This window comes from Gallibacterium anatis DSM 16844 = F 149 (genome assembly GCF_000379785.1).
GTDB classification, from domain to species: domain Bacteria; phylum Pseudomonadota; class Gammaproteobacteria; order Enterobacterales; family Pasteurellaceae; genus Gallibacterium; species Gallibacterium anatis.
Genome location: NZ_KB903715.1, coordinates 43,496 through 68,411, shown reverse-complemented (window position 1 = coordinate 68,411; position 24,916 = coordinate 43,496). Strand labels below are relative to the sequence as shown.

The window sequence follows — 24,916 nt, the reverse complement described above, 5'->3', positions numbered from 1 at the left end:
CATCGCTATGCTCGTTATAGAGGATTATCCAAAGTGCAAATGCAATGCTTCCTTGCGGCAATGGCACAAAATATCAAGAAAATTGCCCTAGTGGTATGGGCTATTTTGTCTTATTTATGGCGTCAATTTTACTTGTTTGAGGCATGGGTAAAACAATCAGCGAAAATGACCGCTGGCACCGTTATCTGAAAGGAAAAGCAAGAGAAAAGCGACAAAGTAAAAAAAACAAACCCACTTTTATCAAATGATTTTGGAAAGATGGGTTTGTCAGCAGTCTGAAATGCCTATTACAACAGTAATAGGCATTTCTCATATTAGAACAATTCAGGGAACAACATTTTGATCACATTCTTAGTGACGCGCCGAGATTTTCCTTGATATGGGAAAATATGCATCATCATCATTGGGTTAAAATTAGCTTCAATCACGCCCCAAGAACTTAATTTAGGCTCTGCCGGTTTAGTGTAATCAGGCACAATCAAATCCACGCCGCAAATCGCTGCGCCCATTGCTTTGGTAATGCCTACCGCCAATGCTTTATAACTTGGATGCATTAAATCGGTCATATCGATTGAGTCCCCACCGGTGCTGATATTGGAATTCGCCCGTAATTGCACTTTTCTTCCCTTTTCCGGTACTGAATCAACCGTTAATCCTTGCTCTTTTAACTGTAATTTTTCAATATCACCTAATGCAATCTTCTTCAATGGCGTACGGCTGCCGTCACCGCGCAATGGGTGCTCATTTTTTGCTGCAACCAATTCGGCAACGGTATGTTGTCCATCACCAATCACATTTGCCGGCTCACGCAGCAATACCGCTAAAGTGTCATCGCCCAATACAAAGAAACGATATTCGGTACCGACTAAATAATCTTCAATCATAACCTCTTTATCTTCGCGGAAAGCGATTTCTACCGCTTGGCGGAAATCTTCCCGATTTTCTACGCCTTGTTTAAAAATGGTAATGCCCAAACCGAAATTGGTTGATTTTGGTTTAATCACCACCGCACGATGTTCAAATAACGGATAGGCACGCACCGCATCTTCAACATTTCTAAACTCAAGGCTTTGTGGCACATTAAAACCGGCTTTCGCCAACACTTTTTTCGTCACCACTTTATTTTCCATAATTAACGGTGAAATATAGCTATCTTTCGAGGTCATATTACCGTTTTTAACATATTCAATATGATCCCCCACCTGTAAACAGAGGAATTGATCATTTTCATCTAAGATCTCGGTTTTAATACCTTGTTGAATCAGATCAAACATCAATGCCTGCGTTGAAAGTTCCATATTATCAAATGCAGTTAATGCATAATAACGCGCTGTCGCCGCTGCTTTATTCTGTTTTGCCAAGGTCAATCCCAACTGATGATAATCTGTCGGCTGTTGCATACTTTGCACTAAACGCCCACAAAGCGTCATTTCCGGCGATAACAGTTGCTGACGTTTTTGTTGTACGGTCTGTTTCACTGATTCAGGTGCATTTAACTGTGCCAACATCTGCTCAAATTGATCAAATAAAGCCAAACCTTCCTGTTGATATGCGGTAATTGATAAAGGATGTTCCAATGCCACTTCCGCCAGCATCTCCCGACCTTTTTCAACATCACCTTGATCCGCCGTTTTTTCCAGCCATAGCATCAACAGCACAAAATAGTGAATAAATTCCGCATCTTCCAACTCGATACCATATTGTGCGAACGGATTAAGATCAAATAAACGAAATTCAAGGTAACGGATACCTTTTTCCAATAATTCTCTTACCTGTTTTTTCGCACCACGGAAACGGATATTGGAATAGAACTCTTTTTCTGCAATCAATTTTCCACTACGCACCCAATGTTCCAATGTTTCTACATATTGCTGCAAATTTTCATAAGAAACTTTTATTTCCTCGTGATTAACATAACCATAATGGCTGGAACGTAAGCTGCGTACAAACTGTTGTGGAATTTGCTGCCCTTTTCTGAAAAACGCATTCTCAACACTTGGTGAGGCAGCAAATAAATAGACCAACAACCATTGATAACGTAAGAAGTTTCTGCCCAATTTCAAATAGAGATCGTTACGAAATGCGATTGGATCCTGATATGTAGTTTGTAGTTGGAACAATTTTTCGATCAGATCATCCGCCAGTTGGAAATTGTAGTGAATACCGCTGATCATCTGTTTATATTTGCCGTAACTCTCGACCAAATGCTCACGATAAGCGACATCTTCCGCATTATCCAGCTGTGCCACTTTAATTTCACTTTCCGGCGGTAACGCCAACGGCATACTGAACGGCGAAATATATTCATTTTCCGGCAAAGATCGCAACACCACTTCGTGAATCGCAGACAACCAACGATAAGCATCTTTAACACTCTGCTGTGGCGGAGTAATTAACTCCAGCTGGCTTTCTGCAAAATCGGTCTGAATATAAGGGTGATAAGAACGGTTTCCAAAAACTTTCGGATGAGGTGTAGTAACAATTTTTCCTTTTTCATCAATACGTTGACTCTCTTTCTCAATGCCAAACGTACCCTGTTGGAATAACAGTTCAAGGTGGTTTTGTGTTATCAGTTGCTGAATATTCATATTTATTAGCCTTTCTCGAGTTCTAATTTAACCGAACATTAATATGAAATTTCATCAAGGAATGCAAATAGCTTTTAACTATATGTTATATAGATTCAGTATTTGAAAGTTATCTTTTGTAATGAAAAGCAGATGACAAAAAAGCCCTTTTACTCGGTAAAAGGGCTTCCTTGAATAGTTACACTAAAATCAATTAATTTTTCGCTTTTGCCGCTGCTTTAACGATGGTAGCAAACGCCGGTGCTTTTAATGAAGCACCACCAACCAATGCGCCATCGATATCCGGCATTGCAAATAATTCTGCCGCATTGCCGTCATTAACAGAACCGCCGTATTGTAAAATCACTTGTTCGGCAACTTTTTCATCTTTCTTCGCAATATGGCTACGAATGAAAGCGTGCACCGCTTGAGCCTGTGCCGGAGTAGCAGATTTTCCTGTACCGATTGCCCAAATCGGTTCATAAGCAATAACTGCACCTAAAAAGGCTTCTGCACCTAAGGTATTTAATACGGCATCGATTTGTCTTGCACAAACTTCTTCTGTTTTTCCTGCTTCATTTTCCGCTTCACTTTCACCAATACAAAGCACCGGTACTAAGCCTTGTTCTTTTAATACAGCAAATTTTTGTGCAATAAACTCATCGCTTTCGTGGTGATATGCGCGGCGTTCAGAGTGACCGATAATGATATATTTTGCACCGAAATCTTTTAACATTGTTGCAGAAATATCACCTGTAAACGCACCGGACTGTTTAAGATCAACATTTTGTGAACCTAATGCAATTTTGCTACCGGCTAATGCAGCTTCCGCTTCTGCTAAATACATTACCGGCGGAGCAATTGCCACATCACAACCTTCAACACCTGCTAATTCAGCTTTCAAACCATTGATCAATTCTTTGGTAAATGCCTTGCTACCGTTTAATTTCCAGTTGCCCATAACTAAAGGACGACGAGCCATAATTTTCTCCTTGATTATATTCAAAAAAATAACGGCGCTTACTATAGCAAAAATCACTAAAAATCATTAGAGATATATCAAAAAAAGCGATAATTTTTTACAATAACCGCTAATTTAATGATTAACCCGATTTTTAATAACAACAAATCAAAACAGATTATGAGAATACCACGCATCTATCATCCGACATCCTTAACTCATCTCGCTCAATGCCAATTAACTGAAGAGGCGATGCACCACGTAGGGCGCGTTTTAAGAATGAAAGTAGGTGAAGCCCTTGAATTATTTGATGGCAGTAATCATATTTATCCTGCCGTAATTACGGAAATCAGCAAAAAACAGATTACGGTTGCACTACAAAATGCAATCTTTGATAATCGCGAATCACCGTTAAATATTCATCTCGGGCAAGTTATCTCACGTGGCGAACGGATGGAATTTACCATTCAAAAATCAGTCGAACTTGGTGTAAAAACAATTACGCCGTTATGGTCTGAACGTTGCGGTGTAAAACTAGACGCCGAACGGATGGAGAAAAAAATCCAACAGTGGCAAAAAATTGCCATTGCCGCGTGTGAACAGTGTGGACGTAACATTATTCCGGAAATTCGCCCATTGATGAAATTGCAAGATTGGTGTGCAGAAAATGATGGAATGTTGAAATTAAATCTCCATCCGCGTGCTTCACAATCAATTAAGCAACTGCCGCCACCGCCTGCAGCCGGTGTGCGTTTACTGATCGGCTCAGAGGGTGGATTATCCGAACAGGAGATTGAACAAACGGTTCAACAAGGTTTCACCGAAGTGTTGCTCGGCAAACGTGTTTTGCGTACCGAAACCGCTTCACTCGTGGCAATCAGTGCATTACAGATCTGTTTTGGTGATTTGTAGTTTAGTTTTAAGGAACAGTATGACATTACAAAATCAATTTCTTGTAGCAATGCCCGATTTGGACGATCCTTTTTTCCAACGCTCTGTGGTTTATATCTGCGAAGATAACGAACAGGGTTCAATGGGATTAGTGATTAATCAGCCGACCGATTTAAGTCTGGCGGAAATGATGGCAAAAATGAATCACCTAATGCCAACCGAACCAAAATATCCGGAGAAGATGATCTTTGCCGGTGGTCCGGTCAATATTGAGCAAGGGTTCGTGCTGCATACCGTCACCGATAAAAGCTATCGTTACTCGTTTGCCATCAATGATGATTTAATGCTGACAACATCGTCCGATATTTTGTTATCACTCAATAGCGATGCCGCACCGAAAGAGTATTTCATTGCATTAGGCTGTGCTTTGTGGCAGCCGGAACAGTTGGCGGAAGAGATTAAAAATAACGATTGGCTAACCGTACCGGCGGATTATGATATTTTGTTTAAGCTTCCTTTTGATCAACGTTGGCAAGCAGCAAATAAACTTTTAGGGATTAATCAAAGCTATGAATTAAGCCACGAAATGGGGAGAGCATAATGTCCAATTTAACCGTTATCGCTTTTGATTTCGGCACACAAAGTATTGGCTGTGCCGTCGGTCAAAGCATTACACAAACTGCTCAAGCCTTGCCGGCTTTCAAAGCACAGGACGGTATTCCAAATTGGGATGCGATCAAAAAATGCCTTGATGAATGGAAACCGGATTTGGTGGTTGTCGGCTTACCACTGAATATGGACGGCACGGAACAGGAAATTACACAAAGAGCGCGAAAATTCGCTAACCGTTTAAACGGTCGTTTCGGTGTCAAAATTGCCTTGCAGGATGAACGTTTAACCACCACTGAAGCGCGCGCCGAAATTTTTTCTCGTGGTGGCTACCGAGCATTAAACAAAGGGAAAATCGACTCTATTTCAGCTTGCCTTATTCTGGAAAGCTGGTTTGAAAATCAACTTTAACCACAGATAATAAAAAACTTGGGCAAAACCCAAGTTTTTTATCTCACTTGCTTTGATTTCTATTTGGCCACTTCCAAACGCTCAAATACCAACACACGTTGCTCCAGCTTACGCAAGAAATAGGTGGCAACACCGGTAATCACTAGATATATCACCCCTGCCAAGCCGTAAATCAACAATGCATTATATTCGGTGCCGTATAGCTGACGCGCATAACCCATAATATCCATAATGGTAATGGTGGATGCCAACGAAGTCCCTTTGAAAACTAAAATAATTTCATTGGTATAAGACGGCAATGCGCGTTTAAGGGCATATGGAATCAAGATCTTCAACGTTTGCGCACGCGATAACCCCAAGGCGGCACAACTTTCCCACTGCCCTTTGGAAATCGCTTTGACTGCACCATAAAAGAGCTGTGTTGAATAGGCGGCACTATTTAATGCCAATGCCAACATCGCACAGAACCACGCATTTGATAACAGACTCCACAATGGACCATCTACAATCCATTGAAATTGACCGGGGCCGCTATAAATTAGGAAAATTTGCACCAACAGCGGTGTTCCGGTAAATAAAGTAATGTAGACACCAATGATTTTTTTAATAATCGGATTGCCCAACGCCAATAGGAACGTAAATAAAATTGCTAAAAAGAAAGCGATAACCAGTGCAACTACGGTTAGCAATAAACTGGTAGGAATCCCTTGAGCAATAGTTACAAAATACTCTTGAACCATTAGCTTTTCTCCCGTTCAAAACGCGTAAAATAGAGATCCAATTTTCTAATACCCGCTTGGCTGATTAATGTAATCACCAAATAAAGCAGCGCCGCGATGCCATACCAAGTGAACGGTTGGTGTGTACTGGCGTTGACCAATTCCGCCTGACGCATTAAATCATCGACACCGATTAATGACACCAACGCTGTATCTTTCAACAGAACCAACCACTGGTTGCTCAAACCCGGCAATGCGTGTCGCCACACTTGCGGCATAATAATACGGACAAAAGTTTGGGCACGACTTAACCCCAATGCCGCACCGGATTCCCATTGCCCTAACGGAATTGCCTGAATTGCACCACGCAACGACTGCGAAGCATAAGCGGCAAAAATAATCGCTAACGCTACTGATCCACACCAAAATGCACTGAATTCGATATACTCTTCCGTCAACAAAAACAATACTTGCGTTGAACCGAAGAAAATCAATAACACCACCAGAATTTCAGGTAAACCGCGCAATAGGGTTACGATTATTGATGTAGGTTGTCGGATACAACGGATTTTATTGGTTTCCAACACCACAAAAATAATGGCTAAAATCAATCCGAGTATCAAAGAACAAACCGCTAGCCCCAGCGTAACCAGGGTAGCGGAAAACATTAAATTGATAAAATCTGAAAACATATTAATTATTTACCAGACATCCATTTGTCATAAATTTTTTGGTATTCACCGTTTGCTTTAATCGCTTTCAAGCCTTGATTAAGTTGACCCAATAATTCAGTATTTTTCTTATTAACGGCAATGCCTAAACCTGTACCGAAATATTCCGGATCAGTCACTTTATCGCCTACAAAATGCACCGCTTTATCGCTCTTAATCCACTCTGCCAACACTGCGGTATCACCGAAAATAATATCGATACGACCATTTTTTAAATCCAGAATTGCATTTTGCAATGTAGAATATGGTTTGCTGCTATATTGTTTCGCTTTAGCCGCAATATATTGTTGGAAAGTGGATCCATTCTGTACACCGATATTTTTCGCATTTTCTAAAGTAACACCCTCTTTAGCAGCGACGAAACTGGCAGAACTGTCGTAATATGGGTCAGAAAAACTGACCTGTTTTGCACGTTCAGGGGTAATATCCATTGCCGAAATGGCAGCATCAAAACGTTTAAATTTTAATCCGGCGATTAAGCTATCGAAAGATTGGCTGCTGAATTTGCAATCCGCCTTGATCTCTTTACAAATCGCATTGGCAACATCAACATCAAAACCAACAATCTCACCTTTTTCATTGGTATTTTCAAACGGTGGATAAGTCGGTTCCATCGCAAAAGTAATGGTTTGCGCATTTGCTGCTACTGCTGCACCGAATAATAAGCTTGCTAATAAAACTTTTTTCATTCTGTTTCTCCTGTATGGGATTTAGTGTGATAAATATTGTTTAAATTGTTGTGTTTTCGGATTTTCAAAACAAGAAGCATCACCAACTTCAATAATGTGTCCTTGCTCCATATACACGACTTTAGTCGCGGTTTTACGCGCCACATTCACTTCGTGAGTCACAATAAACTGGGTGATACCGGTTTGTTGCAATTCTTGAATAATTGAAACCACTTGAGCGGTAATTTCCGGATCCAATGCTGCGGTCGGTTCATCAAATAATAAAACTTGCGGTTTCATCATTAATGCACGTGCGATGGCAACACGTTGTTGCTGTCCGCCTGATAAATGTAACGGAAAACGATCTGCGTGAGCTTCCAAACGTAACCGTTTTAACAAGCCTAATGCACGTTCTTTGGCTTCCGTTTCACTTAAACCCAACACCTTCATCGGTGCTTCAATCAAATTCTGCATCACAGTCATATGCGGCCACAAATGATATTGTTGAAATACCATACCGACATCCTGACGTAATTGACGTATTTTTTTCGGATCATTGTTAGTAGAGAGATCAAAACGATTATTGGCAATCACCAACTCTCCGCTTTTCGGCACTTCCAATAAATTTAATGTACGAATAAAAGTACTTTTCCCCGCACCGCTAGGCCCCAATAACACCACAATATCGCCCTGTTCGGCGGTCAAATTGATATCGAATAACGCTTGGGTGGAACCATAGAAAAAGTTTACATTTTTAATGCTGATGGTCATTGAGCTAAACTCTGATTAATACTCTGAAAAATGCAAATATATTAATATTTCCTGCATATTTATGCAATAAAGTTTTTATATACAAAAAAATCCTTCTCCATTTAATGAAGAAGGATTCGACATTTAAAACATTAATAATTAGGCATAAACCGCCAAGCGACGGCAGATTTCCAACACTTTTTGTTTAGTCGCTTCGATAACTTCATTTTCATTATCTTTGCCGATAGCATCCAACACATCACACATCCAACCTGCCAATGCTTTAACATCTTCTTCTTGGAAGCCACGACGAGTGACGGAAGGTGTACCGACACGAATACCGGAAGTGACGAATGGGCTCTTAGGATCATTCGGCACCGCATTTTTATTAACGGTAATATTGGCACGACCTAACGCCGCATCTGCAGCCTTACCGGTTAAACCTTTATTGACTAAATCAACAAGGAAAAGGTGATTTTGTGTGCCGTTGGAAACAATGTTGTAGCCACGTTGTTTAAACACTTCCACCATTGCTTGCGCATTTTTCACCACCTGTTGCTGATAAGCTTTAAATTCCGGCTCCATCGCCTCTTTAAAGCAAACCGCTTTCGCTGCAATCACGTGCATTAACGGACCACCTTGACCGGCTGGGAACACTGCGCTATTTAATTTTTTGTATAACTCTTCGCTGCCGCCTTTAGCTAAAATCAAACCACCGCGTGGACCTGCCAATGTTTTATGGGTTGTTGTGGTGACAACGTGAGCATATTCTAATGGGTTCGGATAAACACCGGCTGCAATCAAACCGGCAACGTGTGCCATATCAACGAAAAGATAAGCTCCGACTTCATCCGCAATTTCGCGCATTTTTTTCCAATCAACAACTTGAGAATAAGCCGAGAAACCACCGACAATCACTTTCGGTTTAACGCGCAATGCTTGTTCACGTAATGCGTCATAATCAATCACACCGTCATCGGTAATGCCGTATTGCTCTGCGTGATAAATCTTACCGGAAAAACTCACCGCCGCACCGTGAGTTAAGTGACCACCATGAGCCAAGCTCATTCCTAAAATAGTATCACCCGGTTCAGCCAATGCCATATAAACCGCAGCATTTGCTTGTGAACCTGAATGTGGCTGAACATTGGCATAATCCGCACCAAATAACGCTTTAGCACGATCAATCGCTAACTGCTCAACAATATCCACATATTCACAACCACCATAATAGCGTTTACCCGGATACCCTTCTGCATATTTGTTAGTAAGTTGCGAACCTTGCGCTTGCATCACACGTGGGCTCGCATAGTTTTCGGAGGCAATTAATTCAATATGTTCTTCTTGGCGACGATCTTCGTTACAAATAGCGTCCCATAACTCTTTATCATAATCTGCGATGTTCATACTTCTTTTAAGCATTTAAATTTCCTCTTAAATTAAATGGTGGTCTCATCCCGTTTAGTTTAGCTTTTTATCGATACTATTGTCATAAAAATCTAAAATTAATTTTTTCATTTCTTTGATGAATTCTATTCATATTGATAAGCGAAAAATAAAATATGGTTAAATTTGATCATTTAACCAATGCATTAATTCTGCTCTCGTTTAATCGCACGCCAACCAATATCACGACGATAAAAACGTCCATTCCAGTGGATACGTTCCGCTAACTGCGCCGCTTTTTGTTGTGCTGCAAGCACACTGTCACCCAATGCGGTTACACATAACACACGACCGCCGTTGGTCACAATGTCGTTGCCCTGTTGCGCCACACCGGCATAAAAAACTTTTTCATCCGCAGTTGTCGCTGTATACAAGCCGTGAATAACATCACCTTTTCTCGGTGTATCCGGATAACCTTCCGCTGCCAACACAATGCCTAACGCCACCTGTTCACACCACTGCGACTGTTTTTGATCCAAATTTCCGTCACACGCGGCTAAACAAAGTTCAATCAAATCGGATTGTAAACGCATCATAATCGGTTGTGTTTCCGGATCACCAAATCGGCAGTTAAATTCAATCACCTTTGGTTGTCCATTCGGCATAATCATCAAACCGGCATATAAAAAACCGGTATAAACATTATTTTCTGCTGCCATTCCGTTTACGGTAGGATAAATCACTTCCTGCATAATGCGCTGATGAATTTCTTGCGTCACCACCGGTGCCGGGGAATAGGCTCCCATACCACCGGTATTTAAACCGGTATCTCCTTCACCGACACGTTTATGATCCTGACTGGTTGCCATCGGCTCTACATTTTTACCGTCTACCATAACGATAAAACTCGCCTCTTCACCATCCAAAAATTCCTCGATGACGACCCGATGTCCGGCTTCACCAAAAGCATTGCCTGCCAACATATCTTTCACCGCATTTTCCGCTTCGGCAAGCGTCATTGCGACAATCACCCCTTTACCGGCAGCCAAGCCGTCCGCTTTAATCACAATCGGTGCGCCTTTTTCACGCACATACGCCAATGCCGGTTCAATTTCAGTAAAGTTTCGATATTCCGCTGTCGGGATGTGATGTCTGGCTAAAAAGTCTTTGGTAAATGCTTTTGAGCCTTCCAACTGTGCTGCTGCTTTAGTTGGCCCAAAAATTTTCAACCCTTCGGCACGGAACGCATCAACCACGCCCAAAACCAACGGTGCTTCAGGTCCAACAATGGTTAAATCCACTGCATTTTCTTTAGCAAAATTGACTAATGCCGGAATATCCGTTGCAGAAATATTCACATTTTCCGCTTTAGCTTCTTGCGCCGTACCGGCATTGCCGGGAGCAACATAAACCTTATCCGCTAATGGTGATTGTGCCACTTTCCACGTTAATGCGTGTTCGCGACCGCCATTACCAATAATTAAAACTTTCATTTGCTCCCTCCGAATTAGTGTCTGAAATGACGCATACCGGTTAACACCATCACCATATTGTGTTCATCCGCTGCATCAATGACTTCCTGATCACGGATTGAACCGCCCGGATGAATAACACAAGTCACACCTACTTTCGCTGCCGCATCGATGCCATCACGGAATGGGAAGAACGCATCAGAAGCCATTACTGTGCCTTTCACTTCCAACCCTTCATCTTCTGCTTTAATGCCAGCTATTTTTGCAGAATAAACACGGCTCATTTGACCAGCCCCAATACCAATTGTTTGATTATTCTTCGCATAAACAATCGCATTTGATTTCACATATTTAGCTACTTTCCAACAGAATAAGAGATCCTGTAGCTCTTCTTTTGTTGGTTGACGTTTGCTGACCACTTTCAAATCATCCAAACCAACCATTCCAAGATCGGCTTCTTGCACCAATAAGCCGCCATTCACTCGTTTGAAATCCAAACGTGGTTGACGCTGTTGCCATTGACCACATTCAAGCACACGTACATTTTTCTTAGCGTGAACCACCGCTTTCGCTTCTTCAGAAACAGACGGCGCAATAATAACTTCAACAAATTGGCGATCAATAATGGCTTTTGCAGTTTCCGCATCAAGTTCACGGTTAAAGGCAATAATGCCGCCAAATGCGGAAGTCGGATCGGTTTGATAAGCACGGTTATAAGCTTCTAAAATATCTTTACCCAATGCCACACCACAAGGGTTAGCGTGTTTTACAATCACACAAGCCGGCTCTGAAAACTCTTTCACACATTCCAATGCGGCATCAGTGTCGGCAATATTGTTATAAGAAAGCGCTTTTCCTTGTAACTGTTTTGCTGTTGCCACACTGGCTTCTTTTAGCTCTTTTTCAACATAAAATGCAGCATTTTGGTGTGAGTTTTCGCCGTAGCGCATTGTTTGTTTACGAATAAAGTTAAGATTTAATGTGCGAGGAAACTGCCCACAAGGTTCTGCTAATTCCTGTTCATCTGCAGCTTGGTAAGGTTTGACTAAACGACCAAAATAATTTGCAATCATCGCATCATATTGTGCGGTATGTTCAAATGCTTTAATCGCTAAATCAAAACGAGTTTCAAACGTTAAACTATTTTGATTTTGATCCATTTCCGCCAAGATCGCATCAAAATCGCTATTATTCACAACTATCGCAACATCTTTATGATTCTTCGCGGCAGAACGCACCATTGTAGGCCCACCAATATCAATATTTTCTACTGCTAACTCTAAAGTGCAGTCCGCTCTGGCAACCGTTTGTGCAAATGGATATAAATTAACCACCACCATATCAATCGGATCAATTTGATGTTGCGCCATCACTTCATCATCAATGCCGCGACGCCCTAAAATACCGCCGTGAACCTTTGGATGTAACGTTTTAACACGTCCATCCATCATTTCAGGAAACTGTGTATAATCAGAAACTTCCGTCACTGCCAAACCGTTTTTTTCTAATAATTTTGCTGTACCGCCTGTTGATAAAATTTGTACGCCACGATCAATCAAACCTTTGGCAAATTCGACAATACCGGTTTTATCCGAAACACTAATTAACGCACGTTGAATAGGACGTTGTTGTTGCATCATTTTTTCCTTTGTTAATGATTAAAAAGATGAGATTTTTTGAGGACATAAGTATAAAGCAAACGTTTGCTTTTATAAATTAAAAGTTTAGGTTTTCCTTAAAAAAAGCAAACCTAAACTTTAAAATGACTAAAGCAAAAATTTAACTTTCTTGCTTAAAAAGACCGGATGAACCTTCAGAGTAATCTTTCGGTTGTTCCTTGAGATTGAGATTTTTTACTGAAGACTCCTCTTCAACTGCTGTAAATACCGCCTTATCCAAATTTGGTAACAACGCGGTAGAAGTCGCCGCAAAATGTTGATACAACTTGTGATAATCTTGCGCTAAATTTTTCATTAAATCAGACGCTTCAGTGAAATGCTGTTCAAGCTGTTGTTTTTGTTCAGCGATGGTTTCATTCGCTTGTTGCAGCTGTTGCTCGACCTGTTTTTGTTTGCGTACGCTACCGTTGGTAAAACGAGCCACCAAATAACCAATAAAAAAGCCGGCAATCAAACCAATTAACAAAATGTGCCACATTTCTTCACTCCAGTTTTGCATACAAACTCCTTAATAGCAGCGATGATTAACAATGTTCTAATCATAATGTCTTCACCATAATTTGTCTTGCAGCAATCTTCAATTATTTGTTGTAGTTCACAAAATTTTTATTTAATTGTATCGCCATTATCCAATCATAAAAAAGCTTCGCCTAATTGACGAAGCTTTTCCCGAATCTTCAATCTGCCTGACTATATTAACGCCACGCTTTGTATTGATTAATTAAGCCGTTGGTTGAACTGTCGTGGGAAGACACTTTTTCATTGCCCACCAATTCCGGAAGAATACGGTTTGCCAACTGTTTACCTAATTCCACACCCCATTGGTCGAAAGTGAAGATATTAAAGATAACACCTTGTACAAAGATTTTGTGTTCATACATCGCAATCAATGCACCTAATGTAAATGGTGTAATTTCACTCACCAAAATAGAGTTTGTCGGTTTGTTGCCGGTAAAGACTTTAAACGGCACGATGTGCTGTACATCTGCAAGGTTTTTACCCGCTTTCACAAATTCCGCTTCCACTTCTTCTTTTGTTTTACCAAAAGCCAAGGCTTCGGTTTGTGCAAAGAAGTTAGAAAGCAATTTAAGATGATGATCGCCTAACGGATTATGTGTTTTTGCCGGTGCAATAAAATCACAAGGGATCAAAGTTGTTCCTTGGTGAATTAATTGATAAAACGCGTGTTGGCCGTTGGTTCCCGGCTCACCCCAAATAATCGGGCCGGTTTGATAATCGACCGGATTGCCGTTGCGATCGACATATTTACCGTTAGATTCCATATTGCCTTGTTGGAAATAGGCAGCAAAGCGGTGCATATACTGATCATATGGCAAGATCGCCTCTGTCTGCGCGCCTAAGAAATTAGTATTCCATAAACCGATTAACGCTAATGTCATTGGAATATTTTTCTCTACCGCTGTATTTCTGAAATGTTTATCCATTTCGTGTGCGCCGCTTAATAACGCTTCAAAATTATCAAAACCGATAGAAAGTGCGATCGATAAACCGATGGCAGACCAGAGAGAATAACGTCCGCCAACCCAATCCCAGAACTCAAACATATTGTCGGTATCAATACCAAATTCCGCTACCGCTTTTGCATTGGTCGATAATGCTGCGAAATGTTTTGCGATATGCGCTTCATCTTTCGCTTTTGCCAAAAACCATTCACGCGCCGAATGTGCGTTGGTCATTGTTTCCTGTGTGGTAAAGGTTTTTGATGCCACCAACACTAACGTGGTTTCCGGATCAACTTTCTTCAATGTTTCAGCAATATGAGTGCCGTCAACATTGGAAACAAAGTGCATTGTAAGGTGATTTTTATATGGTCTTAACGCTTCAGTAACCATATAAGGCCCTAAATCTGAACCGCCGATCCCGATATTAATCACATCAGTGATCGCTTTACCGCTATAACCTTTCCATTCTCCGGAAATCACACGCTCACAGAAAGATTTCATTTTTGCCAATACCGCATTTACCTCCGGCATCACATCTTTGCCATCCACATAAACCGGTGTATTGCTACGGTTACGCAATGCAGTATGCAACACCGCACGATTTTCAGTACGGTTGATCTTTTCACCGTTGAACATACTTTCAATTGCGTCTTTAACAGCAGTTTCATCAATAAGTTGGCGCAATAAAGTTAAAGTTTCATCAGTGAAACGGTTCTTAGAAAAATCGACTAAAATATCATCATTGAATTTTAATGAATAACGATCAAAACGATCCGGTTGCTGTGCAAACAATTGCTGAATAGTGACATCTTTTTGTGCTTTTTGATGTTGCAACAATGCTTGCCACGCTTTTGTTGAAGTTGGATTAATATTTTTCATACATAATTTCCCTTAATTAAAAATTAATCAATATATTCTACTAATACTCGCGGAGTAAGTTTCGTTACTAATTCATAACTGATTACACCAATAATTTCAGCTATTTCTTCTATCGGCAATTCTTTACCCCATAAAATGACTTCATCTCCGACCTTGTCCTGTGCGTCCGCACCGAGATCAACCGTTAACATATCCATTGAAACTTTGCCAACGATAGGCACACGTCTGCCGTTAATATAAACAGGCGTTCCTGTTGGCACATCACGTGGGTAACCGTCGCCATAACCGATTGCCACCACGCCAATTTTAGTATCTTTTTCGCTTACCCAACGACCGCCATAGCCGACCGGCTCGCCTTTTTTATGATTACGCACGGCAATCAATGATGAGGTTAACGTCATCACCGGAATTAAATCATAAGCACTGCTCGGGGTGTTATTGGCGGAAATGCCGTACATAATAATGCCCGGACGAATCCAATCCAGATGGGAATCTTTCCAGAACAAGATACCACCTGACGCAGCAATACTTTTCTCTCCCACTTTACCGGCGCAAGCGGTTAGGAAACGATCCAGCTGTTTTAAGGTGTAATCGCTGTCCAACTCATCGGCTCGACTGAAATGGCTGATAAAGCGGATTTGATTAACATTTTGCGAAGCGGATAACGCTTGATAATAACGATCGACTTCATCCAGCTGCACACCTAAACGATGCATTCCGGTATCAATTTTAATCCAAACATTGATCGGGTTCGGTAATTTAGCCGCTAATAATGCTTCCAACTGCTCATCACAATGTACCACTGTTTCCAAATTATTAACCGACAAAATCGGCAAATCGGAGGCGGAAAAAAAGCCTTCTAATAACAAGATAGGCTTGGTAATTCCATTGGAGCGCAAACGCAACGCTTCACCTAAGCGTGCGACACCGAAACAATCTACATTGTCTTGTACAGTCTGAGAAACAAACTCAACACCGTGTCCGTAAGCATTCGCTTTCACCACCGCAATAATTTTACTGTTCGGCGCAAGCGAATGAATTTTTTCTATATTATGTTTAAGGGCAAGAGAGCTAATCTTTGCCGTTGCTGCTTTCATATAACTGCCTTTGTTAATTAATAATGATCTTCATAGCCTGAATCATACTGAAGATTAGTAAATTTCGAGAAATTACCTTGGAAGGCTAACCGTACGCTACCGATTGGCCCGTTACGCTGTTTACCGATAATAATCTCTGCCGTACCTTTAAATTCGGAATTAGGATTATAAACCTCATCTCGATAAATAAACATAATCAAGTCCGCATCCTGCTCAATCGCACCTGATTCACGCAAATCCGAATTGACCGGACGTTTATCGGCACGTTGTTCCAAACTTCGGTTTAGCTGTGACAATGCGATCACCGGCACTTTCAACTCTTTAGCTAATGCTTTTAATGAACGTGAAATTTCTGCAATTTCCAATGTTCTGTTTTCGGCATAACCCGGCACTCGCATTAACTGCAAATAGTCGACCATAATCAATGCCAAACCGTTCGGACTTTCTCGATGAATACGTCTGGCACGCGAACGCAGTTCTGTCGGGGTCAAACCGGAAGTGTCATCAATATAAATATTCTGCTTCTGTTTCAGCATTCCGATGCAACTTGCCAACGCATCGCCTTCCGCACCGTCAAATTCGATCTGACCGGTACGCAATTTGGTTTGATCCACCCTTGCCAATGACGCTAGCATCCTCATCATTAACTGTTCCGCCGGCATTTCCAAGCTAAAGATCAACACCGCTTTATTCTGATCCGCCGGTAATGCCGCATTTTCACACAAATTCATCGCGAAAGTCGTTTTTCCCATTGAAGGACGTGCCGCCACAATAATCAAATCTCCGGGTTGTAAACCTGCCGTTTTTTTATCCAAATCAGTAAAGCCGGTGGAAATTCCGGTCACGCCGCCATTCGGATTTTGTGCCAACAACTCAATTTTATTAACGGTATCTTTGAGGATTTTATTCACATTCTGCGGTCCGCTTTCCGTACCAACCATTCGCTGTTCGGAAATCTGCAAAATCTTACTTTCGGCGGTATCCAGAATGTCTTTCACATCCTGCCCGTTAGTGGAATAACAGTTTTCAGAGATGGTATTGCTGGCAGCAATCAACTCACGCAAAATCGCTTTTTCACGAATAATATTGGCATATGCCAAAGCATTGGCGCTGTTCGGCGTTTTTTGCGATAACTCAACCAAGTAGGAAAAACCACCGACCGAATCTCCTAAATTTTTACTATTTAATGCCTGCTCCAACGTGATTAAATCCGCCGGTTTACCATAACTCAACAAGGCTTCAATCTCTTGGAAGATAATACGATGGGCATAAGTGTAGAAATCTTGAGCAATTACCGCTTCGGCAACGCTGTCCCACAAAGCGTTATCCAACAGTAACGCCCCCAACACCGACTGTTCCGCTTCCAATGAGTGCGGCGGCGTAAATTGTTCTAAATCTTTATTATTTTTTGCTGATGTTGTCGTTGAATTTTTAAGCTGAGATGTTCGAGTCGGAGTCCACGCCATACTATTCACCATTTAACTATACTAAGGGCAGAAGTATAGCAAAAATAACGCCAAAGCGTGGATCAAAAATAGCGCAAAAACGTGCTGAAAAAGATAAACCGCTAAAAACCTTAACGATTTTTAGCGGTTTGCAGAAGAGGAAAAGAATTACTCTTTTTTACCTAATTGAGGGAATGCAGAGTTATTCAATAACAAACCGGTTTCGGTGTAGATGCCGAGCTTGTCACGTGTATCAGTAATATCCAAATTACGCATTGTTAATTGACCGATACGATCTTTCGGATCAAACGGTGCATTTTCAATTTTTTCCATACTTAAACGTTCAGGCTGATAAGTCAAGTTTGGTGATTCAGTGTTAAGAATTGAGTAATCATTACCACGACGCAATTCAAGTGTTACCTCACCGGTAATGGCACGAGCCACCCAACGCTGTGCAGTTTCTCTCAACATTAATGCTTGCGGATCGAACCAGCGACCTTGATAAAGCAAGCGACCTAAACGTAAACCGTTGATACGATACTGTTCGATAGTATCTTCATTATGAATACCGGTAACCAAACGTTCGTAAGCGATATGTAACAACGCCATTCCCGGAGCTTCATAAATACCGCGACTTTTCGCCTCGATAATACGGTTTTCAATTTGATCCGACATTCCTAAACCGTGACGACCACCGATACGGTTCGCTTCCAAGAACAGATCAACCGCATTCGCAAAAGTTTTACCGTTTAACGCCACAGGAACACCCTCTTCAAAACGCACGGTCACTTCTTCTGCTTTAATTGCAACGTCATCTTTCCAGAAAGCAACACCCATAATCGGATTTACGATACGAATACCGCTGTTCAAAAATTCCAAATCTTTCGCTTCGTGAGTTGCACCGAGCATATTGGAGTCGGTAGAGTAGGCTTTTTCAACCGACATTTTGTAATTAAAGCCGTTTGCAATTAAGAATTCGGACATTTCGTGACGACCGCCGAGTTCATTAATAAATTGTTGATCCAACCAAGGTTTATAAATTTTCAATTTTGGATTGGTCAATAAACCATAACGGTAGAAGCGTTCAATATCATTACCTTTAAAGGTACTGCCGTCACCCCAGATATTGACATCATCCTCTTTCATTGCAGTAACTAACATTGTACCTGTTACCGCACGACCAAGCGGAGTAGTGTTGAAATAGGTCACGCCACCGGTACTGATATGGAATGCGCCGCACTGAATTGCCGCAATACCTTCATTTGCCAATTGGCTACGACAATCGATTAAACGAGCATTTTCTGCACCATATTCTTTCGCTTTACGCGGAATGGCATCGTAGTCATCTTCATCAGGTTGTCCTAAATTTGCGGTATAAGCATAAGGCACTGCACCTTTTTGACGCATCCAAAGCAATGCTGCGCTAGTATCTAATCCACCGGAGAAAGCAATACCGACCTTTTGGCCCACTGGAAGTGATTCAAGAATTGTTGTTGACATATTAATTCCTATTAATGAGATGTGTTTGATAGTGTGATAAAACGAACATTTACCGAGTCGGTATTATTCCCTAAAATCAAACAACTGTCTATAAAATTTAAAAATAAAAATGCAACAAATATGCATAAAAATTCATTTATTTGCATAAAAATATCTTTTTAAGCGAAAGCTGTGCGATTCAAGAAAAATCATTCTAGAGAAGATAATCCGGCTATGCTAAAATCCGGGCGAAAAAAATGCCACTTAAAAGTTTAAGTGGCATATAAACTAAATAGAGTTTATAAAAATATACAGGAAGTGAAATGAGTAACTTCTCAGTTACTCAGTCTAGAAAATCTAGACTAATATGCAAACACAACATCATACTTAAGAATCTGAAACTCATTAACTAGTAAGGAATGACCAATCATTAAGTATGGCGCCATTCTAGGGGTCAACCTGACAATAGACAAACAATTTTTTTTTATCTTTAGCATAAAAAAAACTAATAACAAATGAAATAGATACTAACGAAAAGTTTTTATAATGGATACGAAATTATGGTTAAACGTTTGCCTCCCTTAAATGCTCTGAAAGCCTTTGACGCTGCCGCCAGACATTTAAGTTTCACTAAAGCCGCAGAAGAGCTGTTTGTGACTCAAGCAGCCATTAGTCATCAAATAAAAATTTTAGAAGATTTTTTAGGTGTTGCGCTTTTTTTGCGCAAAAATCGTACACTTGAACTCACTGAAGCAGGCAAAATTTATTTTTTTGACGTTGCCAACATATTAAAAAAATTAATTGACGCGACCGAACGCCTTACCCGAAATAAAGAACAAAACGTGATCTCGATCAATATTCCGCAAACATTCGGGATGCAATGGTTGGTTCCTCGTCTTAGCGAATTTAATCAACGCTATCCCAATATTGATGTCCGCATTAACGGTGTTGATCAGGATGAAGGTTTATTGACGCAGGAAGTCGATATTGCCGTTTATTACGGTAAAGGTGATTGGAACAGCTTAACCGTAAAACGCTTGAAAGAGGCTCGACTACTGATTCTCGCCTCGCCGGAACTGCTCCACGCTCATCCGATTCATCACGCTGAAGATTTGCGACAGCACACGTTGCTGCACGTACATAACCGCGATAACTGGCAGATGGCATTGAAAGCACTAAAATTAGAAAATATCGATCTGCAGCATAATCCGGTATTCAGCCACACCTTTATGGCGTTGCAAGCGGCGATTCACGAACAAGGTGTTGTTTTAGCCAATGAACTATTAGCGGAGCAAGAACTTCAGCAAGGCAATCTTCAGGAAGTGTTGCATTTACAACTTCAAGATCCGAAATCATTTTATGTGGTTTATCACCCGGATCGTGAAAATGATGATAAAGTAACAGCATTTCGTGATTGGTTGATTTCAGTAATGGGGCAAGAAAAATAATGTTTAAACGTTTTTTAATTTTCACCGCACTCAACGGCTTTTTTTGTGTTGCTTTCGGTGCATTTTCATCTCACGTATTAAGTGAACAACTTTCCGAACAGGCACTACTCTGGCTGGAGATTGGTTGGGATTACCAAGTTTTTCATACATTGGCATTGTTCTGCATTGCTATATTCTCATTATTGCCGTCTAATGATAAAAAATTAACTAAAAAAATTGCTTTTAGCGGTTATTGTTGGCTTTGTGGTATTGTATTATTCTGTTTTAGCTTATATTGTTTAGCTATTACTGGTAATAAAAGTTTAGCGCATCTTACGCCGTTCGGCGGTCTCTGCTTTTTATTGGGATGGGGTAATTTAATCTATACCGGGATACGTTATCCTTTTAGTAAATAACATCGTTCTAACTTACAGGAAAGTGCTATGAATCAAATCATCCTCTATTGCCGTGCCGGTTTTGAAAAAGAATTGGCTGCGGAAATCACTGATAAAGCGGCTAATTTGGGTGTTTATGGCTTTGCCAAAACAGAAGATAAGAGTGCGTTTGTTATCTTTGAATGTAACAGCAAAGAAGATGTACAAGCATTAATAACAGAACTTCCGTTCCATTCGTTGATTTTCTGTCGTCAATGGTTCGCGGTTGTTCAGAAGATGAATTTCGCGGAGAATTCCGATCGAATCACACCAATTATCAAAACGTTGAAAGAATCTTCATTGAAGTTGGAACAATTTACTGATCTTTGGGTGGAAACTGCGGATACCAATAAAGCCAAAGAACTGCTCACGTTCTGCCGCAAATTTACGGTGCCGTTGCGCCAAAAAATGAAAACGTTAGGCTATTTCAATATCGACACTGCCAAACGTTGGGAAAACATTACGCTTCATCTTTTCTTTACCGATGCCGAAAATTGCTATCTCGGTTACTCTTACAACAACAACCACTCTCCGGATTTTATGGGAATTAAACGCTTGCGTTCGCCACGTTCCGCACCGAGTCGCTCTACCTTAAAACTGGAAGAAGCGATTAAAACATTCCTCACACCGAAAGAGCAATCTGCACGTTTAACCGAACATCATTATGCGGTTGATTTAGGCGCTTGTCCGGGTGGTTGGACCTATCAACTTGTGCGCCGTGGGCTTTTCGTCTACGCGGTTGATCACGGTAAAATTGATGAAAGCTTAATGGAAAGCGGTCGTGTTGAACACTGCTCCGAAGACGGCTTCAAATTTGAACCGCCTGTCGATCACCATATTGACTGGTTGGTTTGCGATATGGTCGAACAACCGATTCGTATTGCCGAGCTTATCGCTAAATGGCTAACCAGAGGCTGGTGCAGTGAAACCATTTTTAACCTCAAATTACCGATGAAAAAACGCTATGAAGAAGTACAAAAATGTATCTTCCTGATTGAGCAAAAATTGCTGGATGAAGGCTTGGATTACAAACTTCACGCAAAACATCTATATCACGATCGTGAGGAGATCACAGTACATATCTATTTAACCAACAATTAATTGAGGAATTTATGAGTTTAAGAATTGCCGTTGTCGGCGCCGGCGGTCGTATGGGGCGCCAACTAATTCAAGCCATCAGCAAAGCGGACGGAGTGCAGCTCACTGCCGCATTTGAAAGAGAAGGTTCAAGCTTGGTCGGCAGCGATGCCGGCGAGCTTGCCGGTATCGGACATAACGGCATTGCCATTTCCGATAATTTGGCACAGCAGGCAGATAATTTTGATCTTTTAATCGATTTCACTCGTCCGGAAGGCACATTGGCGCATTTAGCTTTCTGTAGTGCCAATAATAAAAAAATGGTTATTGGTACTACCGGTTTTGATGAACAGGGAAAACAGGCAATTAAACAAGCTGCCGAAAAAATCGGCATTGTCTTTGCTTCAAATTACAGTGTCGGCGTAAACCTTGTGTTCAAACTGTTGGAAAAAGCAGCCAAAGTGATGGGCGATTATTGCGATATCGAAATTATCGAAGCTCACCACCGCCATAAAGTGGATGCACCTTCCGGCACAGCATTATCAATGGGTGAACACATTGCCAAAGCAATGGGAAAAAACTTAAAAGATCACGCCGTTTATGCTCGTGAAGGCATTACCGGCGAACGTAAACAGGATCAAATCGGTTTTGCCACTATTCGTGCCGGTGATGTTGTCGGTGAACATACCGTTTGGTTTGCCGATGAAGGTGAACGTGTTGAAATTGCACACAAAGCCTCCAGCCGGATGACTTTCGCCAACGGTGCGGTGCGTGCTGCCAAATGGTTGGCTAATCACGACAAAGGTCTGTTCGATATGACCGATGTTCTTGACTTGAATAATCTTTAATCTACGAAACCCAAATCTTGAAATAAAAAATGGTGAAAAGCAAACGCTATTCACCATTCTTATTTTGCTCCAATTTGCTTTTAACTTACTCAACCGTTACCGCTTTCGCTAAATTTCTAGGTTGGTCAACATCCGTACCTTTAATAATCGCCACATAATAGGAGAGCAACTGCATCGGCACGGTGTAATAAATCGGTGCGGTGATTTCATTCACTTTCGGCATTGTAATAATTTTCATATTATCACTGTCTTGGAAACCGGCTTCCGCATCAGCAAACACATATAATTGACCGCCTCTGGCACGCACTTCTTCAATGTTAGATTTCACTTTTTCCAACAAATCATTGTTCGGTGCCACCACAATCACCGGCATATCGGCATCAATCAATGCCAACGGCCCGTGTTTCAATTCACCGGCGGCATAGGCTTCTGCGTGAATATAAGAAATTTCTTTTAATTTCAATGCCGCTTCCATTGCGATTGGATAAAATTCACCACGCCCTAAGAACAACGCGTTATGTTTTTCTGCAAAATCTTCTGCCAATTTTTCGATCTGTTTATCGAACACCAACGCTTTTTCAATGTCGGTCGGCACAGTGTGCAATGCTTGCACGATCTCTTTCTCTTTTTCCGGCGAAATGCTGCCGTTCAATTTACCAATCGCCACCACCAACATCAACATTGACACCAATTGTGTGGTAAAGGCTTTGGTTGAAGCCACACCGATTTCCACACCGGCACGCGTCATAAACGCTAAATCGGACTCACGCACCAACGATGAACCGGCAACATTACAAATGGTCATCGCCGCCATATAACCTTTCTCTTTTGCCAAACGTAATGCTGCCAAAGTATCAGCGGTTTCACCGGATTGAGAAAGCGTTAATAACAGGCTGTTCGGACGTGTAACAAATTTGCGATAACGGAATTCGGAAGCAATTTCCACATCACAACTCACACCTGCCAATGCTTCAAACCAGTAACGCGCGACCATTCCTGAATTGTAGGAGGTACCGCACGCCACAATCTGCACGTGTTTGACATTTTCCAAAATAGATTTGGCTTTGCTGCCGATACTTTCGACAATCACGCTGTCGTGCGCAATACGACCTTCCAACGTATTAATAATCGCGGTCGGCTGTTCAAAAATCTCTTTCTGCATAAAGTGACGGAATTGCCCTTTATCCGCTGCATCCTGTTCTAAATTTGATTCTGAAATCGGACGTTCCACTTTTTCGCCTAAACGGTTATAAATGGTGACGCTGCGACGCGTAATTTCCGCCACATCGCCCTCTTCCAAGAAACTGAAACGGCGAGTCACGTTTAACAGTGCCAACTGGTCGGAAGCAAGGAAGTTTTCACCGACGCCATAACCGATAACCAATGGGCTGCCGGAACGGGCGGCAATTAAATGTTCCGGTTGTTGGCGGTGCATCACCACCATACCATAAGCACCGGTTAATTGCGTTACCGCTTGTTGCACTGCTTTTAACAAATCGTGGCAGTGATCAAATTCCCAATGCACCAAATGCGCAATCACTTCGGTGTCGGTTTGTGAAACAAATTGATAGCCACGTTGTTGTAATTCTGCTTTAAGCTCTTGATAATTTTCGATAATACCGTTATGCACCACCGCAATATCACCCGACATATGCGGATGCGCATTGATTTCAGACGGTTCACCGTGCGTTGCCCAACGTGTATGTGCAATCCCTGTACCACCGATTAACGGCTGTTTTTCCACCGCTTCATCCAACGCTTTCACTTTACCAACTCGGCGAACACGTTGTAAGTTATGGTTAGCATCCACCACTGCCACACCAGCGGAATCGTAACCACGATACTCTAAACGGTGTAAGCCTTGAATTAAAATTTCTGCAACATCACGTTGTGCGACTGCACCAACAATTCCACACATAATTT

The 24,916-nt window shown here is 41.4% G+C and carries 23 protein-coding genes; 8 read left to right on the top strand and 15 right to left on the bottom strand.

Annotation, left to right across the window (positions count from 1 at the left end):
* A partial coding sequence (locus A3EO_RS13175; protein ID WP_026211076.1) for a transposase occupies positions 1-189 on the top strand: 189 nt, incomplete at its 5' end.
* A gap of 125 nt (positions 190-314) precedes the next feature.
* On the opposite strand, the gene gshAB is transcribed toward A3EO_RS13175, so the two are convergent.
* Both gshAB and tpiA read right to left on the bottom strand, forming a co-directional pair.
* On the bottom strand, positions 315-2,588 hold the full coding sequence (gene gshAB / locus A3EO_RS0108780) for a bifunctional glutamate--cysteine ligase GshA/glutathione synthetase GshB (RefSeq protein ID WP_018346854.1): 2,274 nt from the start codon (positions 2,586-2,588) through the stop codon (positions 315-317).
* A 193-nt stretch (positions 2,589-2,781) separates the two neighbouring features.
* A complete protein-coding gene (tpiA, locus tag A3EO_RS0108775; protein WP_018346853.1) occupies positions 2,782-3,549 on the bottom strand; it encodes a triose-phosphate isomerase in 768 nt (255 codons plus the stop codon).
* Between the two features lie 159 nt (positions 3,550-3,708).
* On the opposite strand from tpiA, the gene rsmE reads away from it, so the two are divergent.
* Genes rsmE through ruvX form a run of 3 tightly spaced genes read left to right on the top strand, consistent with a single transcriptional unit; the run spans position 3,709 to position 5,439 of the window.
* Positions 3,709-4,440, top strand: coding sequence for a 16S rRNA (uracil(1498)-N(3))-methyltransferase (gene rsmE / locus A3EO_RS0108770; RefSeq protein WP_026211075.1), 732 nt, complete (start codon positions 3,709-3,711; stop codon positions 4,438-4,440).
* 19 nt (positions 4,441-4,459) lie between these two features.
* Positions 4,460-5,020 (top strand): YqgE/AlgH family protein, encoded by a 561-nt coding sequence (locus A3EO_RS0108765; RefSeq protein ID WP_018346850.1) that lies wholly within the window; start codon positions 4,460-4,462, stop codon positions 5,018-5,020.
* Entirely contained in the window at positions 5,020-5,439 is a 420-nt protein-coding gene (ruvX, locus tag A3EO_RS0108760) for a Holliday junction resolvase RuvX (protein WP_013745501.1), read from the top strand. The genes A3EO_RS0108765 and ruvX overlap by 1 nt, the downstream gene beginning before the upstream one ends.
* Before the next feature lie 59 nt (positions 5,440-5,498).
* Here ruvX and artM read toward each other — a convergent pair whose 3' ends face one another.
* From artM to argG, 12 genes are all read right to left on the bottom strand, one after another.
* Positions 5,499-6,179 (bottom strand): arginine ABC transporter permease ArtM, encoded by a 681-nt coding sequence (gene artM / locus A3EO_RS0108755; RefSeq protein WP_013745502.1) that lies wholly within the window; start codon positions 6,177-6,179, stop codon positions 5,499-5,501.
* Entirely contained in the window at positions 6,179-6,850 is a 672-nt protein-coding gene (artQ, locus tag A3EO_RS0108750; RefSeq protein WP_018346849.1) for an arginine ABC transporter permease ArtQ, read from the bottom strand. Before artQ ends, artM begins: the two co-directional genes overlap by 1 nt.
* 5 nt (positions 6,851-6,855) lie before the next feature.
* A complete protein-coding gene (locus A3EO_RS0108745; protein ID WP_018346848.1) occupies positions 6,856-7,578 on the bottom strand; it encodes an arginine ABC transporter substrate-binding protein in 723 nt (240 codons plus the stop codon).
* A gap of 21 nt (positions 7,579-7,599) precedes the next feature.
* Positions 7,600-8,328 (bottom strand): arginine ABC transporter ATP-binding protein ArtP, encoded by a 729-nt coding sequence (gene artP, locus A3EO_RS0108740; RefSeq protein WP_013745505.1) that lies wholly within the window; start codon positions 8,326-8,328, stop codon positions 7,600-7,602.
* 138 nt (positions 8,329-8,466) lie between these two features.
* A complete protein-coding gene (glyA, locus tag A3EO_RS0108735; RefSeq protein ID WP_018346847.1) occupies positions 8,467-9,729 on the bottom strand; it encodes a serine hydroxymethyltransferase in 1,263 nt (420 codons plus the stop codon).
* A 170-nt stretch (positions 9,730-9,899) separates the two neighbouring features.
* Positions 9,900-11,186: a phosphoribosylamine--glycine ligase gene (gene purD, locus A3EO_RS0108730; protein WP_018346846.1), complete on the bottom strand. Its 1,287-nt coding sequence runs from the start codon at positions 11,184-11,186 to the stop codon at positions 9,900-9,902.
* Positions 11,187-11,200: 14 nt separating this feature from the next.
* Positions 11,201-12,802, bottom strand: coding sequence for a bifunctional phosphoribosylaminoimidazolecarboxamide formyltransferase/IMP cyclohydrolase (gene purH / locus A3EO_RS0108725; protein WP_018346845.1), 1,602 nt, complete (start codon positions 12,800-12,802; stop codon positions 11,201-11,203).
* 142 nt (positions 12,803-12,944) lie between these two features.
* Positions 12,945-13,343 (bottom strand): Z-ring associated ZapG family protein, encoded by a 399-nt coding sequence (locus A3EO_RS0108720; protein WP_013745512.1) that lies wholly within the window; start codon positions 13,341-13,343, stop codon positions 12,945-12,947.
* Positions 13,344-13,539: 196 nt separating this feature from the next.
* Positions 13,540-15,186 carry a glucose-6-phosphate isomerase gene (gene pgi / locus A3EO_RS0108715; RefSeq protein ID WP_018346844.1) on the bottom strand — a complete coding sequence of 549 codons (1,647 nt, stop codon included), beginning with the start codon at positions 15,184-15,186 and terminating at the stop codon, positions 13,540-13,542.
* A 23-nt stretch (positions 15,187-15,209) separates the two neighbouring features.
* On the bottom strand, positions 15,210-16,283 hold the full coding sequence (alr, locus tag A3EO_RS0108710; protein ID WP_018346843.1) for an alanine racemase: 1,074 nt from the start codon (positions 16,281-16,283) through the stop codon (positions 15,210-15,212).
* A gap of 17 nt (positions 16,284-16,300) precedes the next feature.
* Positions 16,301-17,749, bottom strand: a complete 1,449-nt coding sequence (dnaB, locus tag A3EO_RS0108705; RefSeq protein WP_018346842.1) for a replicative DNA helicase — start codon at positions 17,747-17,749, stop codon at positions 16,301-16,303.
* 147 nt (positions 17,750-17,896) lie between these two features.
* The gene (gene argG / locus A3EO_RS0108700) at positions 17,897-19,228 is read right to left on the bottom strand and encodes an argininosuccinate synthase (protein ID WP_013745517.1); all 1,332 of its coding nucleotides are present in this window, start codon (positions 19,226-19,228) and stop codon (positions 17,897-17,899) included.
* Positions 19,229-19,767: 539 nt separating this feature from the next.
* On the opposite strand from argG, the gene A3EO_RS0108695 reads away from it, so the two are divergent.
* Genes A3EO_RS0108695 through dapB form a run of 4 tightly spaced genes read left to right on the top strand, consistent with a single transcriptional unit; the run spans position 19,768 to position 22,993 of the window.
* Positions 19,768-20,655, top strand: a complete 888-nt coding sequence (locus tag A3EO_RS0108695) for a transcriptional regulator GcvA (RefSeq protein ID WP_018346841.1) — start codon at positions 19,768-19,770, stop codon at positions 20,653-20,655.
* Positions 20,655-21,050 (top strand): DUF423 domain-containing protein, encoded by a 396-nt coding sequence (locus tag A3EO_RS0108690; protein ID WP_018346840.1) that lies wholly within the window; start codon positions 20,655-20,657, stop codon positions 21,048-21,050. The genes A3EO_RS0108695 and A3EO_RS0108690 overlap by 1 nt, the downstream gene beginning before the upstream one ends.
* A gap of 27 nt (positions 21,051-21,077) precedes the next feature.
* Entirely contained in the window at positions 21,078-22,169 is a 1,092-nt protein-coding gene (gene rlmM / locus A3EO_RS0108685; protein ID WP_013745520.1) for a 23S rRNA (cytidine(2498)-2'-O)-methyltransferase RlmM, read from the top strand.
* Between the two features lie 11 nt (positions 22,170-22,180).
* A complete protein-coding gene (dapB, locus tag A3EO_RS0108680; protein ID WP_018346839.1) occupies positions 22,181-22,993 on the top strand; it encodes a 4-hydroxy-tetrahydrodipicolinate reductase in 813 nt (270 codons plus the stop codon).
* Positions 22,994-23,078: 85 nt separating this feature from the next.
* On the opposite strand, the gene glmS is transcribed toward dapB, so the two are convergent.
* Positions 23,079-24,911 (bottom strand): glutamine--fructose-6-phosphate transaminase (isomerizing), encoded by a 1,833-nt coding sequence (gene glmS, locus A3EO_RS0108675; RefSeq protein WP_018346838.1) that lies wholly within the window; start codon positions 24,909-24,911, stop codon positions 23,079-23,081.
* Positions 24,912-24,916 lie beyond the last annotated feature (5 nt).

Excerpts from the sequence above, each read along its gene's own strand:
- artP (WP_013745505.1), bottom strand. The coding sequence starts at position 8,328 with ATGACCATCAGCATTAAAAATGTAAACTTTTTCTATGGTTCCACCCAA.
- argG (WP_013745517.1), bottom strand. The coding sequence starts at position 19,228 with ATGTCAACAACAATTCTTGAATCACTTCCAGTGGGCCAAAAGGTCGGT.
- glyA (WP_018346847.1), bottom strand. The coding sequence starts at position 9,729 with ATGCTTAAAAGAAGTATGAACATCGCAGATTATGATAAAGAGTTATGG.
- purH (WP_018346845.1), bottom strand. The coding sequence starts at position 12,802 with ATGCAACAACAACGTCCTATTCAACGTGCGTTAATTAGTGTTTCGGAT.
- A3EO_RS0108690 (WP_018346840.1), top strand. The coding sequence starts at position 20,655 with ATGTTTAAACGTTTTTTAATTTTCACCGCACTCAACGGCTTTTTTTGT.
- ruvX (WP_013745501.1), top strand. The coding sequence starts at position 5,020 with ATGTCCAATTTAACCGTTATCGCTTTTGATTTCGGCACACAAAGTATT.
- gshAB (WP_018346854.1), bottom strand. The coding sequence starts at position 2,588 with ATGAATATTCAGCAACTGATAACACAAAACCACCTTGAACTGTTATTC.
- glmS (WP_018346838.1), bottom strand. The coding sequence starts at position 24,911 with ATGTGTGGAATTGTTGGTGCAGTCGCACAACGTGATGTTGCAGAAATT.
- dnaB (WP_018346842.1), bottom strand. The coding sequence starts at position 17,749 with ATGGCGTGGACTCCGACTCGAACATCTCAGCTTAAAAATTCAACGACA.
- artM (WP_013745502.1), bottom strand. The coding sequence starts at position 6,179 with ATGGTTCAAGAGTATTTTGTAACTATTGCTCAAGGGATTCCTACCAGT.
- purD (WP_018346846.1), bottom strand. The coding sequence starts at position 11,186 with ATGAAAGTTTTAATTATTGGTAATGGCGGTCGCGAACACGCATTAACG.
- A3EO_RS0108695 (WP_018346841.1), top strand. The coding sequence starts at position 19,768 with ATGGTTAAACGTTTGCCTCCCTTAAATGCTCTGAAAGCCTTTGACGCT.
- rlmM (WP_013745520.1), top strand. The coding sequence starts at position 21,078 with ATGAATCAAATCATCCTCTATTGCCGTGCCGGTTTTGAAAAAGAATTG.
- dapB (WP_018346839.1), top strand. The coding sequence starts at position 22,181 with ATGAGTTTAAGAATTGCCGTTGTCGGCGCCGGCGGTCGTATGGGGCGC.
- A3EO_RS0108765 (WP_018346850.1), top strand. The coding sequence starts at position 4,460 with ATGACATTACAAAATCAATTTCTTGTAGCAATGCCCGATTTGGACGAT.
- alr (WP_018346843.1), bottom strand. The coding sequence starts at position 16,283 with ATGAAAGCAGCAACGGCAAAGATTAGCTCTCTTGCCCTTAAACATAAT.
- A3EO_RS0108745 (WP_018346848.1), bottom strand. The coding sequence starts at position 7,578 with ATGAAAAAAGTTTTATTAGCAAGCTTATTATTCGGTGCAGCAGTAGCA.
- tpiA (WP_018346853.1), bottom strand. The coding sequence starts at position 3,549 with ATGGCTCGTCGTCCTTTAGTTATGGGCAACTGGAAATTAAACGGTAGC.
- pgi (WP_018346844.1), bottom strand. The coding sequence starts at position 15,186 with ATGAAAAATATTAATCCAACTTCAACAAAAGCGTGGCAAGCATTGTTG.
- rsmE (WP_026211075.1), top strand. The coding sequence starts at position 3,709 with ATGAGAATACCACGCATCTATCATCCGACATCCTTAACTCATCTCGCT.
- A3EO_RS0108720 (WP_013745512.1), bottom strand. The coding sequence starts at position 13,343 with ATGCAAAACTGGAGTGAAGAAATGTGGCACATTTTGTTAATTGGTTTG.
- artQ (WP_018346849.1), bottom strand. The coding sequence starts at position 6,850 with ATGTTTTCAGATTTTATCAATTTAATGTTTTCCGCTACCCTGGTTACG.